The organism is Pseudomonas sp. SZ57 (genome assembly GCF_009495975.1).
In the GTDB taxonomy this organism is placed as follows: Bacteria; Pseudomonadota; Gammaproteobacteria; order Pseudomonadales; family Pseudomonadaceae; genus Aquipseudomonas; species Aquipseudomonas syringae.
In genome coordinates, this window is sequence record NZ_WIBD01000007.1 from 90,679 (window position 1) to 106,937 (window position 16,259).

At 56.6% G+C, this 16,259-nt stretch carries 13 protein-coding genes and 2 pseudogenes; 10 read left to right on the forward strand and 5 right to left on the reverse strand.

Translation table 11 applies throughout. The annotated features are described in order from the left end of the window. Positions 1-20: 20 nt before the first annotated feature. The 4 genes and pseudogenes from GE543_RS09950 to GE543_RS09965 form a co-directional block, all read left to right on the forward strand. Positions 21-275, forward strand: a pseudogene (locus GE543_RS09950) (transposase); the annotation flags it as partial. A gap of 576 nt (positions 276-851) precedes the next feature. Then, on the forward strand, positions 852-2,513 hold the full coding sequence (ltrA, locus tag GE543_RS09955) for a group II intron reverse transcriptase/maturase (RefSeq protein ID WP_153221351.1): 1,662 nt from the start codon (positions 852-854) through the stop codon (positions 2,511-2,513). Positions 2,514-2,617: 104 nt separating this feature from the next. Beyond that, positions 2,618-2,839, forward strand: a pseudogene (locus GE543_RS09960) (transposase domain-containing protein); the annotation flags it as partial. 273 nt (positions 2,840-3,112) lie between these two features. Further along, entirely contained in the window at positions 3,113-3,622 is a 510-nt protein-coding gene (locus tag GE543_RS09965) for an isochorismatase family protein (RefSeq protein WP_153221352.1), read from the forward strand. Between the two features lie 434 nt (positions 3,623-4,056). Here GE543_RS09965 and GE543_RS09970 read toward each other — a convergent pair whose 3' ends face one another. The 4 genes from GE543_RS09970 to GE543_RS09985 form a co-directional block, all read right to left on the reverse strand. Continuing rightward, the gene (locus GE543_RS09970; RefSeq protein ID WP_153221353.1) at positions 4,057-5,253 is read right to left on the reverse strand and encodes an integrase arm-type DNA-binding domain-containing protein; all 1,197 of its coding nucleotides are present in this window, start codon (positions 5,251-5,253) and stop codon (positions 4,057-4,059) included. A gap of 400 nt (positions 5,254-5,653) precedes the next feature. Then, on the reverse strand, positions 5,654-5,965 hold the full coding sequence (locus tag GE543_RS09975; protein WP_103688317.1) for a type II toxin-antitoxin system RelE/ParE family toxin: 312 nt from the start codon (positions 5,963-5,965) through the stop codon (positions 5,654-5,656). Continuing rightward, positions 5,943-6,191: a CopG family ribbon-helix-helix protein gene (locus tag GE543_RS09980; RefSeq protein ID WP_003345556.1), complete on the reverse strand. Its 249-nt coding sequence runs from the start codon at positions 6,189-6,191 to the stop codon at positions 5,943-5,945. Before GE543_RS09980 ends, GE543_RS09975 begins: the two co-directional genes overlap by 23 nt. A 331-nt stretch (positions 6,192-6,522) precedes the next feature. After that, positions 6,523-7,644, reverse strand: coding sequence for an alkene reductase (locus tag GE543_RS09985; protein ID WP_153221355.1), 1,122 nt, complete (start codon positions 7,642-7,644; stop codon positions 6,523-6,525). Between the two features lie 332 nt (positions 7,645-7,976). Here GE543_RS09985 and GE543_RS09990 point away from each other — a divergent pair, with 332 nt between their 5' ends. Next, complete coding sequence (locus GE543_RS09990) at positions 7,977-8,906, forward strand: LysR family transcriptional regulator (RefSeq protein WP_003317395.1); 930 nt, start codon at positions 7,977-7,979, stop codon at positions 8,904-8,906. A gap of 69 nt (positions 8,907-8,975) precedes the next feature. Here GE543_RS09990 and GE543_RS09995 read toward each other — a convergent pair whose 3' ends face one another. Next, complete coding sequence (locus GE543_RS09995; protein WP_153221356.1) at positions 8,976-9,944, reverse strand: LLM class oxidoreductase; 969 nt, start codon at positions 9,942-9,944, stop codon at positions 8,976-8,978. 297 nt (positions 9,945-10,241) lie between these two features. Here GE543_RS09995 and gvpU point away from each other — a divergent pair, with 297 nt between their 5' ends. The 5 genes from gvpU to GE543_RS10020 all read left to right on the forward strand — a co-directional run bounded on the left by gvpU (position 10,242) and on the right by GE543_RS10020 (position 16,214). Beyond that, a complete protein-coding gene (gene gvpU / locus GE543_RS10000; protein WP_153221357.1) occupies positions 10,242-10,724 on the forward strand; it encodes a gas vesicle accessory protein GvpU in 483 nt (160 codons plus the stop codon). Positions 10,725-11,037: 313 nt separating this feature from the next. Continuing rightward, entirely contained in the window at positions 11,038-12,729 is a 1,692-nt protein-coding gene (locus tag GE543_RS10005) for an NAD-dependent malic enzyme (protein ID WP_153221358.1), read from the forward strand. 231 nt (positions 12,730-12,960) lie between these two features. Further along, complete coding sequence (locus GE543_RS10010) at positions 12,961-14,601, forward strand: phosphoethanolamine transferase (RefSeq protein ID WP_153221359.1); 1,641 nt, start codon at positions 12,961-12,963, stop codon at positions 14,599-14,601. A 189-nt stretch (positions 14,602-14,790) separates the two neighbouring features. After that, complete coding sequence (gene rnd, locus GE543_RS10015; protein WP_003415608.1) at positions 14,791-15,924, forward strand: ribonuclease D; 1,134 nt, start codon at positions 14,791-14,793, stop codon at positions 15,922-15,924. After that, complete coding sequence (locus tag GE543_RS10020; protein ID WP_003317401.1) at positions 15,921-16,214, forward strand: YcgL domain-containing protein; 294 nt, start codon at positions 15,921-15,923, stop codon at positions 16,212-16,214. Before rnd ends, GE543_RS10020 begins: the two co-directional genes overlap by 4 nt. Positions 16,215-16,259: the final 45 nt, after the last annotated feature.

Here is a 16,259-nt window from a genome sequence, read left to right on the forward strand (position 1 = left end):
TCCTGATGATAAGGGCGATGGTGCGCTACATCCAGTTGCTTTACGAAATCGAGAGCGAAGTCCGCGACCTGGATCGGGTTTTACGCCGTCGAATACGGCGAGAAAAAGCCGTACCGGTGGTGGAGATGCTGCATGCCTGGATGATCGCCCAGCGCGATCTCGTGCCCGAAGGTTCGGCTATCAGCAGAGCACTGGATTACAGCCTAAAACGCTGGGCAGCGCTGTCGCGCTACCTCGACGACGGGGCCGTACCTATTGATAACAACTTGTGTGAGGTGCGACACGAAGTCGCTTACAGAAGTTGTTCCCCTTTGAGGGAACCACCCGTGTCACCGGGTGAATCTAGAAGGCTGAATCAAGAGCGCTTTCGACAATGTGACGAGGCACCACAAGGTGCGGGTACTAATCGTGAGAGGCGTACCCTTCTGGCAGCCATGGCCAGACAAGGGCTAGATAGTCGGTATGGTGAACACATGTGAACCTGCGTAAAGGTCGTTAAGTTGAACGAGCGGAAATGGCTTGTACGCTCGAACCAAAAGGTAGCGGAGGTGGGAACAGCGCTTTTCTGCACGCGCGTTCGTGACCCACATGCCTCCCGGTCGATAGCAGGCACCTAACCCGACGTACTTCAGTAAGCGGAACGTGGATATCCCGTATCGCCCCCGTGAGGGAAAGCCGTTTGTAAGAACTGCCCATGGCGGTGCGGGCGAAGGAACGAGGAAAAAGCGAACGCCATCCTGTAACGGGGTGGATAGAAGTTGAAACATCACTTCACGCGAAAGCGGGCAGACGTCCTCATGGTCTCTCTTCACAAGAGAGTAGGTAGAACCCTTTCAACGGAAGGAGAGCAAATGAACGCAGTAGCATTGGCGTGTGCACCTTCCGGCACGTCGTGGGACGGCATCAACTGGGCCGACGCTCAACGTCGAGTAAGAGGGCTGCAAGCGCGTATTGTGAAGGCTGTACAAGACGGCAGGCATAACAAGGCGAAAGCTCTGCAATGGCTGCTGACTCACTCGTTTAGCGGCAAGGCATTGGCCGTGAAACGCGTGTCTGAAAACAAAGGCAAGAACACCCCCGGTGTGGATAAGGTCACTTGGAATACACCAGGAGCCAAGATCGGTGCGATAGCGTCATTGAGGCGGCGAGGCTACTCGCCGCTTCCGCTTCGGAGAGTGCTTATTCCGAAGAAAAACGGCAAGACGAGACCTCTCGGAATTCCCGCGATGAAATGCCGGGGCATGCAGGCGCTCCATTTGCTGGCTCTGGAACCGATAGCAGAAACCACTGCCGATCCGAACTCTTATGGGTTCAGGCCGGAACGCTCAACTGCGGATGCCGCCGCACAGTGCTTTGGTGTGCTGTCACGAAAAGCAAACGCGGAGTGGGTGTTAGAGGGCGACGTTCAAGGCTGTTTCGACAATATCAGCCATGACTGGTTGATCGCCAACATCCCCATGGATAAAGCGATTTTGCAGAAATGGCTCAAAGCCGGTTACGTCTACCAGAATGAGCTATTCCCTAGTCACACCGGAACCCCGCAGGGAGGCATCATTTCTCCGGTGTTGGCCAACATGACGCTGGATGGTTTGGAAGCGATGCTGGCAAAGAAATTTCCCAATGCAAAGTGGACAGGCCGAAAGATGCGTGTGGTGCGTTATGCAGATGACTTCATCATCACTGGCTGTTCGAAAGATTGGCTTGAGAATGAAGTCAGGCCCGCCGTGGTTGAATTTCTGGCAGAACGTGGACTTGTCCTCTCTCCGGAAAAAACCAAAATAACGCACATAGGGGACGGGTTCGACTTCCTCGGGTGGAACTTGCGCAAGTACAACGGCAAGCTCCTGATCAAGCCATCGAAAGCGAACATCAGGGCTCACCTTGCCAAGCTCCGGGAAGTGATCAAGACCAACAAGGCGATCAAGCAGGTCAATTTGATCGGGCTGCTTAACCCAATTTTACGGGGATGGGCGAACTATCATAGCCACGTGGTCGCCAAGAAAGTCTTCAATCAGGTAGACAGCGAAGTTTGGACAATGCTTTGGCGCTGGGCGGTGAGACGACATCCGCGCAAAGGAACCCGGTGGGTCAAGGACAGGTATTTCAAAGTCCGAGGATCGCGCCGGTGGGTGTTCACCACCGCTGAAAAGTACGCAGACGGGAAGGTAAGGGAATACACCTTACTGAAGGAATCGGACACGCCGATAGTGCGGCACATCAAGATCAAGGCTGCTGCCAACCCGCATGACCCAAATTGGGATGAGTATTTCGAGTTCCGATGGGGCAAGAAAATGCTCAAATCAACGGAGGGACGAGCGAAGCTGTATCGCGTTTGGCGACAGCAAGGGGGCCTATGTTCTGTTTGTCATAAGCCCGTCACCAAAGATACGCCGTGGCATAGTCGCCACATCGTAAAGCTGGGCGACGGCGGGACGGACGCCGCAGTCAATCTTGAGATCTACCATCTGCGTTGCCCCAGAGATCAGCAGTACGCCAATGTCAAAGAGGTATAGCCGGGTACTTAAAAGTGCCTTTGTAGCGGCTTGAGCCGTGTGCTGGGAAACTCGCATGCAAGGTTCTTAGGGGGTTGGACGCGGGTAACCGCGTCTGACTACCCGACAACCAGATCCGCCCCTGGGCTCTTGGACGTAAAAATTGGCTCTTCGCAGGATCGCTACGCAGCGGAAAACGGGCAGCTGCGATCATGAGTTTGATCCAGTCGGCGCGGCTGAATGGGCATGATCCGTATGGCTATTTGAAGGACATACTCACGCGTCTGCCGACGCAGCGGGCGAGTGAAATAGACCAGTTGCTGCCGCATAACTGGCAGCCCGCCTGAGTTAAACAAGACACGATATCCGTAAACTTACACTACCCCATCTGCCAAAAGCACTCACTCTAGGATCTTGGCTTGTCAGCTCGCTGTGATATTGCTAGTGTCGATTCATGACTATCTATTGCCTCACCTCGACTACCACCAACACGACCGCTGAAAGCGGAGCGTGCGAGGTTTCGTGAGCCGATAGCAGACGAACTTCAAAGGCCCGCCAGCGATGGACAGGGCCTTTTTTATGCCCTTGTGTCGCTGGCACAAACGCAAGGAGATGCACCCATGTACGCCCTGTTGATACTCGATATCCAAGTCGGGCTTGTTCACGGCCCGGAAAAACTATGGCGCTGCGAAGAGTTGTTGAATACCCTGATGGACAAGGCACGCAGCGCAGGCGCTCCGATTTTTCTCGCGCGCCACATCGGGCCCGCTGGATCTCCAATCGAACCAGGCAGCCCGCGTACGATGGTTGCACAGGAACTGAAGTTGCTGGGTGGAGAAGTGGTGTTCGAAAAACGGCGGCCCAACGCCTTTGAAATGACCGACCTAGCTGACAATTTACGCTCTTGCGGCGCTACAGGTGTGGTAGTCACTGGGATGAAAACTCAATACTGCGTCGACAGCACCTGCCGTGCTGCTCGTGATCTAGGCTTCGATGCGGTACTCATCGCCGAAAGCCATACCTGTTCGGACACGCCAGTGATGAAAGCTGAGAACATCGTCGCTCATCACAATGCAACTCTTGATGGGCAGTTCTGCCAGCTAGTTCGGGCTGAGGAGTGGAGCTTCTAGCAGAGCCCGAAAGTGCGGGAGTGCGCATGCTTGCCGTAGGCACGGGCATAAGCTACCAGCATGCTAATGCTGAGTACAGTTGTCTCTGATGACAGTGCTCAGTACTGCTCCTAGATTTTTGGAAGGTGTGTTCTCGGAACGCTTACTGAATAAAGCCCGCCGGAGCGGCATAGTCTATGGGGCCGACTGAATTTGAAACTAATTATTCGGGGTCGCAGATCACTCGTTATGACCGGTTGGGGCCAATGCCCAAAACGCGCAGGTATGGCATGAGAGCGATGGGAGGTAGGTACTGGCTTTTGCGGCCAAAACTCTTAACTCTAGATCCATTGTTGGCCAGTAGCCGTTTCCGATGTCGCACCGTATTCGGTCAGATCATCACACGTCTTGATCAAAAAAAAGCAACCTAGGGCCCGGAGGCCCCAGATCGGTTTTCACCTAGTACCGCAGGCGTATTGAGCCCAATCATCCATCATTGCTCGTCGCTTCTCGAACAAATCACCTCGAAAGTACGCAGCCTCGGCCTTGTCCTGCCGTATGTGAGCCAACGCCTGCTCACACACCTCCCGAGGATAATGCGTCGATTCCGCCGCCCAATCTCGAAACGTTGAGCGAAAGCCATGCACAGTCAGATCAGTACGATTCATCCGACGCAGTGCCATCAACATCGATGTATTCGAAAGGTGGCTACCACTCTTAGCCCCGGGAAAGAGGTAGGCGCTTCCTGCGAGTTGTTTCAAGTCGCGAATAAGCTCACATGCCACCTCGCTTAAAGGGACCCGATGGTCCTTGCCTGCCTTCATCCGCGCGGCCGGAATTTTCCAGACTTTGTTCTTAAGGTCTACCTCGGCCCAGGTAGCGCCAAGCACCTCACTAGTCCTGCAAGCCGTTAATATCGTCAAAACGATCGCGCGGCTCGACAGTTCCTCCCTGAGCATGAGCATTTTCATGAACTCTGGCATTTGAGCCCATGGTAGGGCAGGGTGATGAACCACGGTCTGGACCTTGCCTCTGGGTGGAAGCAGCTTGTCGAGGTGTCCTCGCCACCGGGCGGGATTTTCGCCGTCTCTTAAACCGCGGGCCTTTGCCGCGTCGAGTACCATCTCGATACGGTTCCGGACGCGAGATGCGGTCTCCGCCTTGGCCTCCCAGATTGGCCTCAGCACCTGCAGCATATGCTCAGTGGTGATTTCCTCGGCCGGAAGGTCTCCAATGAACGGGTATGCATAGGTGATCAGCGTGTTTTCCCATTGTTGGCCATGCTTGGCATTTTTCCATCCTGCGCGATGCGTTTCGATGTACTCCAGTGCGAGCGCCTTGAAGGTCACCGAGCGCGCGAGTTTTTGTTGTGTCTCGCGTTTCTTAGCTAAGGCTTCTTCATCTCGACGGGCAAGCGGATCTATTCCTTTGGTGAGCAGCTGGCGTTTCTCATAGGCAGCGTCTCGCGCCTCCTTCAGTGATACGAGGGGAAACGCACCAAGCCCCATCTCACGTCGTTTACCTTCTAGCTGGTAACGTAGAACCCAGTACTTCTTACCGCTGGCCTTGACCACAAAGCGGAGCCCTTGACCATCTTCGTACGTACCGGATTCGGCAAGGTTTTTGACCTGTGCAGGATTTAGCTTACCCATGATCACTACTCTCTACGGACGACCCATGTTCCCCCATTCGTTACCACATTTCCACTCGGACGCAGTGAGATCTGATGGGACTACGTTGGACGATTTAGATCGTAAGGCCCTTTTATTACAGCGGGTTACGGTATGGGGTTGGATGCCGTTGAATGGCACTCAGTAGGACTATCTCTCCGCCATACAAATAAAAACCCGTAGCTGATTCAGCTACGGGTTTTTTTGTGGCCAAAATAACCATCATTCCAGGGCTTCTGGAAATTGGTCCCACATCCCTGCCTCATTCGGTCGGATTAGGCTGGCGAGGGTTATCAAGTCGTTCATGCGGCCTTTGGCGCGGTGGTACGGGCATAAACGCAGCTGATGGGGGATGTAAATGGCAGGGCTATAGGCTCGGGGCCTAGCGGAATTGATCCGGGATGTTTGCAGTGTTCAGGCGCTCGTTCCGCTCGTGCAGTACGCGAACAATGAATACGACCCGGGTGCGAACCACATAGCTCACTACGAAGGGATAGCGGGTAAGCACCAGCTCGCGCACGTCCGGGGTTTGGGAAGGGCGTCCCATCCCCGTAAACGTCGCGAGCTGCTCAATGGATTCCAGAATGGTATTTATGACTTCGTCAGCTCTCTGGTGGCCCATCAGCCCCGCGTAATGCTCATGAATCGCTTCCAGATCGCTATCGGCTTTTTCACTTAACTCGATTTGCGGCACGTGCCACCCACTTGGCTTTAACGGTTTCCAGATCGATCGTCTTCCCTGCATCGATGTCGGCCAAGCCTTCATCAATGGCTTTCAAATGCCACGCTTCTGCTTCAACGTAGCGAGACAGAGCACGTTTCAGGTGGTACTGACGATCACGGTCCGTGGCAAGGGCAAGCTGGTCGAGCATTTCGACCAAGCCTTCTTCTACTCGGAATGACAGAACAGGCGATGCCATATTGGCCTCCACGGCTGCTAGCTGTAAACAATGTATACAATAAATGAATCGGTATACTCAGTGTACTTGCTAGCGCACCGGGTGTGTCAACGTTCAGTCAAAACAGATTTTACCGAGAGTTTACGTTTATCGGCTTCTCATCCGTCTAGCGGTTCAGTCAGATGCCGTACAAGCCTATCCCTGAGGACTTCCAGCTCGTCGTCATTCAGACCCAACTGCTTACGGCAAGGATATGGCTGCGCTGACACAGTTGCCGGTGCCCTGCTGAAAGGCAGCTTTCACCGTGAACCCAGCCGAGACACCGCTCGAACGCAGCGCCCCGGCCGTTAGATCAAGCGCGGTAAGGCGCGTAGTCGATGTAGCCGTGCGCATCGCCACCGTAGTAGGTGTCACGGTCCGGGGTCGTCAGGGGCCAGCCGTTTTTCAGCCGGGCGACCAGGTCGGGGTTGCCGATGAAGGGCTGGCCAAACGCAGCCAGGTCGATCAGGTTTTCTTCCAGCAGCGCATCAGCGCGTTCGCGTGTCATGTCGCCGGCGAGGATCAGCGCGGTGTTGCCCAGTTCGGCCTTGCAGTGCTTGAGCAGTTTGCGTAATGCCTGCTCCTGCGCGGCGGAGCTTTCGCCGGCCATGAAGAAGTGGGTCTGGTCCATGACGTGTACATAGGCGATGCCGCGTTCGCGCATGCCTGCACACAGCGCCGAGTAGGTTTCGTCGATCTCCGGGTAGAGCGGCATCTCGAACAACTGGCCATAGGGCGAGATGCGAATACCAACGCGGTCGGCACCGATTCTGGCGCAGGCGGCATCGACCACTTCGAAGACGAAGCGCAGGCGATCTTGCAGGTTGCTCGCGCCGTACTGATCGGTGCGGTCGTTGACCAGTGGGTTGAGGAACTGCTCCAGCAGGTAACCATTGGCGCCGTGAATTTCCACGCCGTCGAAACCGGCATCGATCGCGTTCTGCGCGGCTTGGGCGAAATCCTCGACGACTCGCGCCACTTCTTCGGTGGTGAGCGGGCGCGGCACGGAGGTGGGCACGAAGCCGGGTTCGCCGTCTTCGCCATAGGCGAATGCGACTGCGCCCTGTGCTTGTTTGGTGGTGGCGCTGACCGGTGCTTGGCCGTCGATCTGGATCGAGGTGTGGGACACGCGGCCAACATGCCAGAGCTGCGCGAACATGTGACCACCGACGCTGTGGACCGAGTCGGTCACCAGCTTCCAACCCTCTATCTGCTCCGGTGTATAGATGCCTGGATTGAACAGGTAGCCCTGGCCTTCGCGAGAGATCGGCGTACCTTCCGAAACGATCAGGCCGGCGGTGGCGCGCTGGGTGTAGTGCAGCGCGATCTGTTCGGTGGCGATATCCTCGGGGGCGCGCGAGCGGGTCATTGGCGCCATGACGACGCGGTTGCTGAGGGTCGTGTTGCCGAGTTTGAATTCGTTGAACAGAGTCAAGGCAGTCTCTCCTGTGGAGGGGGAATCAAAAGGACAATGACGGCAGCAGCCTTGGGGGAGGCGGCTGTCAGGGGATGACTGACGACGCGTCAGCAGCAGCGCAACGATCACTCCGAAGCCCATTAGCTACCCGCCAATTTGCCCAGCAGGGATGTTGCGAACGCCATCATCAGGGCTGATAGTCCGAGCGCGAGGTGTTGTCCGGGGCCAGTTCAGCGCTGTATGAGGCTTCAATCCGAACAGGTTTTGACATAGTCTATTGGAGAAATGGCGTTTGATTTTTGCTGGTTTCTATCAAGTGAGTGGAATGGAATTCAATAATCGGAGCGTCTATGTTTTCGTCTGAGCGACTCAAGGGTATCGATGTGTTCGTCATCGTCGCCGACATGGGCAGCTTCACGGCCGCAGCTGAACGGTTGAACCTGACCAACTCGGCGATCAGCAAGAGCATTGCGCGATTGGAAGGGCGTCTGCGCACCCGGTTGTTTCAGCGCACTACGCGTCGGCTGTCGCTCACCGAGGCAGGGGAAACCTTCTACCGTACCTGCACAACGGTCCTTTCGGATCTGGAGGAAGTCGAGATTGCGCTGACTTCGACCCAGACCGAGCCACAGGGCAAGGTGCGTATTGATTTGCCAGCTTCGTATGGGCGTTTACATGTCCTGCCGTTGATTCTTGATTTCATGAAGCAGCACCCCAGGTTGCAGCCTCATGTGTCTTTTTCCGATCGGTACGTCGACCCGGTGCATGAGGGCATCGATATCGTCGTCAGGATTGGTGGTTCAGATGCCTGGCCAGCCGCCATGGCTCACCAGTTTTTTGGGACGCAGAAACTGATTTTTTGCGCTTCGCCCGAGTATGTAAATCAATATGGGCAGCCCAAAACGGTGTCGGACCTCGATGACCACCAGTGCATCGGCTACGGGCAAAATGACGGTATGGCGATCCCCTGGTACTTCAAGGGTCGTCAGCCGGGGGATATGGAGCGCAGGATCATGCATCCTCACATTGCCGTGGGAGACGGAGAGGGTGAGGTGATGGCGGTGTTGGCGGGGCTTGGCATCGCTCAGCTACCGACCTGGCTGGTCCAGGTGCATCTGAACAGCGGCAGACTGGTGGAGGTGCTGCCGGATCTTGCTACCGAAGGCCTTCCAATGAATCTTGTCTGGCTTCGAAGTCGCGAGGCGCTGCCAAAAGTCAGCGCTTTGGTCGCCTACCTGGGAGCCAATCTCACGCCTGCCGGGCGTGTTGAGCGGGCTTGAACAATCATTGAATCGGGGATGATCGCAAAGCCGCTGACAACACAGAAGCGCGAAGCCGTCCCTGTCTCCTCAGCCTGACGTGATGGAAAACTCGGGGAGGATGTGCTCCTGAAGTTCATCGATCACCTCCACAGAGGGGCGCCGCGTGGGCTTGAGGTTCAATGCGACATGATTGATCCCGGCTTCGCGTTGCCGCGAGAAGAAGTCTTTCAGCGCCTTTCGACCGCCCCGCAGCATCCGCCCCGTTTGTAGCGGCGCGTCAGGATTGGTGTCGAGGTCGAACATCGCGCCGTAGCCGAAAGGGACGAATCCCCTGGAAGCGGTTGCCTCACGCCAATGCGGCACAGCCTCCGGCATGCGCAGCGCGTCGCCATGCCAGATCCAGGCATCTACATTGGCCGCAAGCCATTCCAGGCTCTGTCCAGCACGACCGATAGCAATGATAGGGACCCGTTGGGCTGCGGGTTTGGGTATCAGATCGATATCGCCCCGCAACTGGCCGAAATGCTGTGTCTTCAGGCGCGGAAACGACTCTGAAATCAGCGTTTTGATCAGCGTTAGCGCTTCCCGATAGCGTTCCGCTCGGCTGGCAAAGTCGACCCCGAAAGCCGGGTACTCTGTTGCCCGGTCACCCGAAGCCATGCCAGCGAGAAAGCGGCCTCCCAGGAGTTGGTCCGCCGTAGCGATCTGCTTGGCGGTGATGACCGGCTCTCGCAACGGGCTGACGATGCCGGCAGTGCCGATGGCGATTCTATGAGTGAGCGCTGCCAGCCAGCCCGCGTACACCAGCGGATCGAGGACCTGGCCGGTATCGCCAAATGACGGATCGTAAAACGGCACATCGCGCAGCCACAGTGCCGCAGCATCGCTCTGATCGAGGCGCTGGACGATCTCGGCCTGGTCCTCCAGGCTGGGAAAAGGGCCGTCAGGATAGCCCCGCGCGGGCGAGATGAATCCGATGGTCAACTGATCGGGCTGGAATGTACCGCTGAACACCGTATGGTTCTCCAGGCTGAGCGATTGATTGTTCTGAGTCATCGTTTTACTCCGTTTCGGAAATCGATCATTCGATTCTATAGATGACCTGTAGGCGGATCTCCGATCTTTTGGATCAGTCATTGTGAAAAAAAATCACCAATATTCGGTCTGCAACACTTAACCGAACCACTGGCAACCTGTGCAGAGTAGAAACACTGTCATCATCTTCCTGCGAAATCGCCTAGTCTCACTCGTCCCCTTCTGCCATTCGCAAACTAATCCTGCCTCCCGGTTTCGCTTTCGCTCGATCTGATCTATACCTTGGGTTCAACGTTTTGTGAGGCGAGGAGCTTTCAGATGTCAGACGTAGATCAGGTACAAAAGTCGCAACCTTCTCCCAGCCAGAGCCACGATGACGTGATTGCTCAGTTCAAGTGGCAGGGCAAGCAGATCGACTGGTTGCTGCAATGGCTGGTCAAGTTTGTTGCCAACACCAAGGTTGAGATGGGCGTGACGTTGTCGGTGGGCGGGAATCTGGTTTCCGGGCATCTGATTTCTCACGATGCGTATTTCGAGCAGTTGGCCGACGATATCTCGGCACCGTTCAGTTCGTTCGCCAACGGTACTGACGCGACCATGAAAGAGATGATCCTGTCCTTCAAGCCCGGTGAGTCGTCTGAAGACACCCCGGCCTTCCATTTCATTCACTTGAAGGACTGCCGCACCTATTCCACTGACGGCAACCCGATTTGTGATGCCGGTGTGCTGTGGCGGGGCCGAATCTCGGCAGTCGATGGGTTCACCATCGGGCTTATCGCCGAAAAGCCTGACGTAGCCTGACCCCATGGAGCCCCGACGTCCGTCGGGGCTTTTTCAACCCGAGACCATGATGGCCTCCAGCGTGCTGAATGCACTGGCTGGTCATGGGAAGCTGTGTCTGCAATAGCGTCACTTAGCCACTCTTTGCGCGACAAAATGTCGCAAGCCGCTGTCAGGCGAGTAATATGTTCGCCCTGACCTTATCTGCCGAATGGTTTTCGGCATGACCTGATAGAGAGCTGGCGACAAGAAAAAACAACAAGAACTGAGCCAGGCTGCCCGCCCCGGTCGACGTAAAGAATTAATGAGTAGACGAAAAAGGCGATTAGAGAAAATGACCAAAACTTCCCGACCTTTGTACATTTCCTACGCAGGACCCTCACTGCTGGAAATGCCCCTGCTGAACAAAGGCAGTGCCTTCACCCCGCAAGAGCGGGTCGAATTCAATCTGATCGGGCTCCTGCCGCAGAACGTAGAGACGATCGAAGAGCAAGTCACCCGGGTCTACAGCCAGTACAAACAGTGTGCCAGCGACCTGGACAAGCATATCTACCTGCGCTCGATCCAGGACAACAACGAAACCCTGTTTTTCCGTCTGCTCGACTCCCACCTGGACGAGATGCTGCCGATCATCTACACGCCGACGGTGGGGCAGGCTTGTCAGGAATTCTCCAAGATCTACCGCACGCATCGCGGCCTGTTCATTTCCTACCCTGAGCGCGACCGCATCGATGACATTTTGCGCAGCGCGACCAAGGACCGGATCAAGATCATTGTCGTGACCGACAGCGAACGAATTCTCGGTCTGGGCGACCAGGGCATCGGCGGCATGGGCATTCCGATTGGCAAATTGTCGTTGTACACCGCGTGTGGCGGGATCAGCCCGGCGTACACGCTGCCGATCGTGCTGGATGTCGGCACCAACAACCGTGAGCTGCTGGACGACCCGATGTATATGGGCTGGCGTCACGAGCGGGTATCGGGCAAGGCATACGAAGACTTCATCGCGCTGTTCATCGACGCGGTGCAGCGTCGCTGGCCTGACGTGTTGCTGCAGTTCGAAGATTTCGCCCAGTCCAACGCCATGCCGTTGCTCGAAAAGTATCGGGACGAGCTGTGCTGCTTCAACGATGACATCCAGGGCACAGCTTCGGTCGCCGTGGGTACGTTGCTGGCGGCCTGCAAGGCCAAGAATGAAACCCTCGGTCAGCAGAAAGTGGTGTTTGTCGGTGCCGGTTCGGCAGGCTGCGGGATCGCCGAGCACATCATCGCAGCGATGCGCATCGAAGGCCTGAGCGAAAGCGAAGCGCGCAAACGCATCTTCATGGTTGATCGTTTCGGCCTGTTGACCGAAAGCATGGACAATCTGCTCGACTTCCAGAAACGACTGGCGCAAAAGACTGCCGACGTGTCTGGCTGGACTGCCGGCTCGGAAGCCTTTCCGCAGTTGCTCGATGTAGTCACTCACGCCGGGGCCACCGTAATGATCGGTGTGTCCGGGCAGCGCGGTCTGTTCACCGAACAAGTGATTCGCGAGCTGCACAAGCATTGCGCCAAACCCCTGGTAATGCCGCTGTCCAATCCGACGTCCAAAGTGGAAGCCACTCCGGAAGAAATCCTGCGCTGGACCGACGGCAATGCACTGGTAGCCACCGGTAGTCCGTTTGCGCCAGTGGAGATCAACGGTCGCACGGTGCACATTGCGCAGTGCAACAACTCCTACATCTTTCCGGGCATCGGCCTCGGCGTGGTGGCCTGCAAGGCATCGCGTATCACCGACCGGATGCTCATGGCGGCGTCCAATGCACTGGCGGAATGCTCGCCGATGGTGACAGGGAAGGGTGATGCGGTGTTGCCGCCGCTCAAGGAAATCCAGCAGGTCAGCCGAAAGATCGCCCTGGCTGTGGCCAGGGAAGCGCAAGCCGAAGGGCTGGCACTGGAAACCACCGAAGAGGCGCTGCTTGAGGCCATCGAGCGCAATTTCTGGTTGCCGGGCTACCGGGCCTACCGCCGTCGCTCGGTCTGATCAGGCGCGTTTGAACGGCTGATGTCTCCGCAAGCTTGCTTGCGGAGACACGCTGCTCGCAAATGCGTTAATGCTGCAACGCATTTCTTTACAGTGAAATAAGCTTCATTCAACCCAATACTCTCATCGTTTTCACATAAAATTGATGATGCGCTGCCTACAGTGCGCGCCATCGGAGCATTAACTGGCTCCCGAACGCCTGATGCATATTAATTCGATAAGCAGACCACGATGCCGACACCCAGAACTGTTCGTCCAGAGGTTGTAACCCTACTTGCCAGTGCGTTTCTGTTACTGGGTTTCAATCTCAATCTCTGGCAGCATCTTTTCTCGATTACCAGCGCCGATAGCAAAGGGTTGGCCATGCGCTTTGCGTTTGGCTTGATGATTTTCTGCGTGTTCAATATTGTGTTGACGCTGTTGGCATTCCGTCGTGTGTTTAAACCGGTGTTGATCAGTCTGTTTATGATCAGCGCGGGGGTGGTTTATTTCATGACCGAATACGGGGTCATGATCGACGCCGGCATGTTTCGAAACTTCGCCGAAACCAACGTGACGGAAGTGCAGGGGCTGCTGTCTTTAAAACTGGCCTTGTATATCCTTCTGCTGGGCGTAGTGCCCTCGTTGATACTCTGGAAACTGCCGATCAGCTACCGTCGCTGGCACCTTGAACTGTTCAGCAAACTGCTGGTGACGGTGGCGTGCTGTGTGGCAATCGGCGGCGTTGCACTGGCCAATTACCAGGGCTTGTCGTCATTGTTTCGCAATCACCATGAATTGCGCCTGATGGTGGTGCCGAGCAATTACATTGGTGCGTCGCTGGGCTACCTGAGTGAACAGGTGATCTCCGCAAGACGGCCGTTCGTCAAGATCGGCGAGGACGCCAAACGTTCTGCGGACTGGGCCACGCATGCCCGCAAATCCTTGACCGTGCTGGTGGTCGGCGAAAGTGCCCGGGCCGAGAACTTCGGAATCCTTGGCTACGGTCGTAACACCACGCCCAACCTGAACAAGGAAAGCGGGCTGGTGGCGTTTACCGATGTGTATTCCTGCGGCACCGAAACCGCCGTGTCGGTGCCTTGCATGTTCTCCAACATGGGACGCAAGAATTACAACGCTACCCAGGCGCGCAATCAGGAAGGCTTGCTGGATGTACTGAAGCGCGCGGGTATAGACGTGATATGGCGTGACAATCAGGCTGGCTGCAAAGGCACCTGTGATCGAGTGACCTTTCAGGACGTGAGCAATCTCAAGGATCCGCTGTTGTGCAACAACCACGAATGCCGGGACGAGATACTCTTGCAAAACCTGCAGACCTTTATCGACAGCCTCGACAAGGACACGGTGCTTGTTCTGCATCAGATGGGCAGCCACGGGCCTGAATACTACAAACGTTACCCAAAAGAGTTTGAAAAGTTTACCCCGGTGTGTGAAAGCAATGCGCTGAACAATTGCAGCCGGGACAGCATCGTCAATGCGTACGACAATACGTTGTTGTACACCGACCATGTACTGTCCACGCTGATTGATCTTTTACGCGCCAATCAAAACAAGGTCGATACCGCCATGGTGTATCTGTCGGACCATGGCGAGTCGCTGGGCGAATACAACCTGTTCCTGCACGGCACGCCTTATGTGCTGGCGCCTGATCAGCAAAAGCATGTGCCGATGATGGTCTGGTTGTCCGATAACTATCAGAAGTCATTCGCCGTCACGCCGGAGTGCCTGGCCAAACAGCGTAACGCACCGTTGAGTCAGGACAATCTTTTCCATTCCATGCTCGGCCTGTTGAAAGTCGACACCAAGGTTTATGACCCCAGTCTCGATATGTTTGCCGGATGCCGCAGCGAGTTGGCAGCCACCGACAAGTAACCACGTGCGCGGCGTGTCGGGTATTGATCGTCCTCTCACGTTATGGGGACGATCATCGGCAGCGCGTCCGCCCGGCAATAGCTCCTCCTGTCCGTCATTTGCATGAAGATGCGCCAGACCCGGACGACAGACGCGCGATAATCTCCCATGACGATATATACTGCGCGCCATTGTTGAAGGGAGAGCCGTGTGGCCATCGATATTCACTGGATTCGCGACGACGACAGCCTCGCCCGGCATTGCGCACAATGGCAGTCACTGCCTTTCGTGGCGCTCGACACCGAGTTCATGCGGGTCGACACTTTTTATCCGATCGCTGCGTTGCTGCAGATCGGCGACGGGCAGAGCGCCTGGCTGATTGATCCGTTGCTGATCAACGACTGGCGGCCGCTGTCTGCGTTGCTCGAAAACCCCGACGTCATCAAAGTGGTGCACGCGTGCAGCGAAGACCTCGAGGTGTTGCTGCGCCTGACCGGCAGCCTGCCGGTCCCGCTGTTCGATACCCAGTTGGCGGCTGCCTACCTGAACCTCGGTTTTTCCATGGGCTACTCGCGTCTGGTGCAGGAGGTCCTCGACATCGACCTGCCCAAGGGCGAAACCCGCTCCGATTGGCTGCAGCGTCCGCTGTCGGAAACGCAGATCAGCTACGCGGCCGAAGATGCCGTGCATCTGGCCGAGCTGTTCACCATCCTGCGCCCGCGCTTGTCCGACGACAAATACGCCTGGCTGCTGGATGACGGCGCGGAACTGGTCGCCAATCTGCGCCGTGAGGTGGACCCGTACGAGGTATATCGCGACGCCAAGCTGGCCTGGAAGTTGTCCCGCGCCCAGCTGGCGGTGCTGCGCGAGCTGTGTGCCTGGCGTGAGCGCGAGGCGCGTGCCCGCAACCTGCCGCGCAACCGCATCGTGCGTGAGCATTCGCTCTGGCCATTGGCCAAGACCCAGCCGGACAACCTCGGCGCGCTGGCGCGGATCGAAGACATGCACCCGCGTACGGTCCGCCATGACGGCGAGTTTCTGCTCGAACTGATCAAGACCGCGAGCGTGTTGCCTCCGGAAGAATGGCCACCTGCGTTGCCCGAGCCGTTGCCCATCGATGCGGCCGGGTCGATCAAGCGTCTGCGGGCCATCGGTCAGCAGTACGCCGAGCGACTGGACATGGCCCCAGAGCTGATGCTGCGCAAGAAGACCCTCGAAGCCCTGCTCAAGAGCGGCTACCCCGACGGTCCTTACCAATTACCCGACTCGCTGCGTGGCTGGCGTCGCGAGTTGATGGGTCAGGCGCTGCTGGACAGCCTGGCCACCTCCGGAGAACCGTCTTGAAGCGCATCTGCTCGATTTATCGCAGCCCGAAAAGAAACGAGATGTACCTTTACGTTCTGAAAAGTGACGTCCTCAAGCGTGTGCCGCCCGAGCTGATGGTGGCCTTCGGCAAGCCGGTTCATGCGTTCGATCTGGTACTGAGCCCCGAACGGGCGCTGTCGCGCGAAGATATCAATGTGGTGCTGGAGAACCTCGACAGCCAGGGCTATCACTTGCAGATGCCGCCGGCTGAAGACGATTACATCGAGCACTTGCCCGAAGAGCTGCTGCGCCGCAACGATCCCATGTAATCGTTGCTCACGTTGTAAAGCGGCCCACATCGACGTGGGTTGCCT

Bases quoted from the DNA above. Each gene is read 5' to 3' on its own strand.
- ltrA (WP_153221351.1), top strand. From the start codon at position 852: ATGAACGCAGTAGCATTGGCGTGTGCACCTTCCGGCACGTCGTGGGAC.
- GE543_RS09965 (WP_153221352.1), top strand. From the start codon at position 3,113: ATGTACGCCCTGTTGATACTCGATATCCAAGTCGGGCTTGTTCACGGC.
- GE543_RS09970 (WP_153221353.1), bottom strand. From the start codon at position 5,253: ATGGGTAAGCTAAATCCTGCACAGGTCAAAAACCTTGCCGAATCCGGT.
- GE543_RS09980 (WP_003345556.1), bottom strand. From the start codon at position 6,191: ATGGCATCGCCTGTTCTGTCATTCCGAGTAGAAGAAGGCTTGGTCGAA.
- GE543_RS09990 (WP_003317395.1), top strand. From the start codon at position 7,977: ATGTTTTCGTCTGAGCGACTCAAGGGTATCGATGTGTTCGTCATCGTC.
- GE543_RS09995 (WP_153221356.1), bottom strand. From the start codon at position 9,944: ATGACTCAGAACAATCAATCGCTCAGCCTGGAGAACCATACGGTGTTC.
- gvpU (WP_153221357.1), top strand. From the start codon at position 10,242: ATGTCAGACGTAGATCAGGTACAAAAGTCGCAACCTTCTCCCAGCCAG.
- GE543_RS10005 (WP_153221358.1), top strand. From the start codon at position 11,038: ATGACCAAAACTTCCCGACCTTTGTACATTTCCTACGCAGGACCCTCA.
- GE543_RS10010 (WP_153221359.1), top strand. From the start codon at position 12,961: ATGCCGACACCCAGAACTGTTCGTCCAGAGGTTGTAACCCTACTTGCC.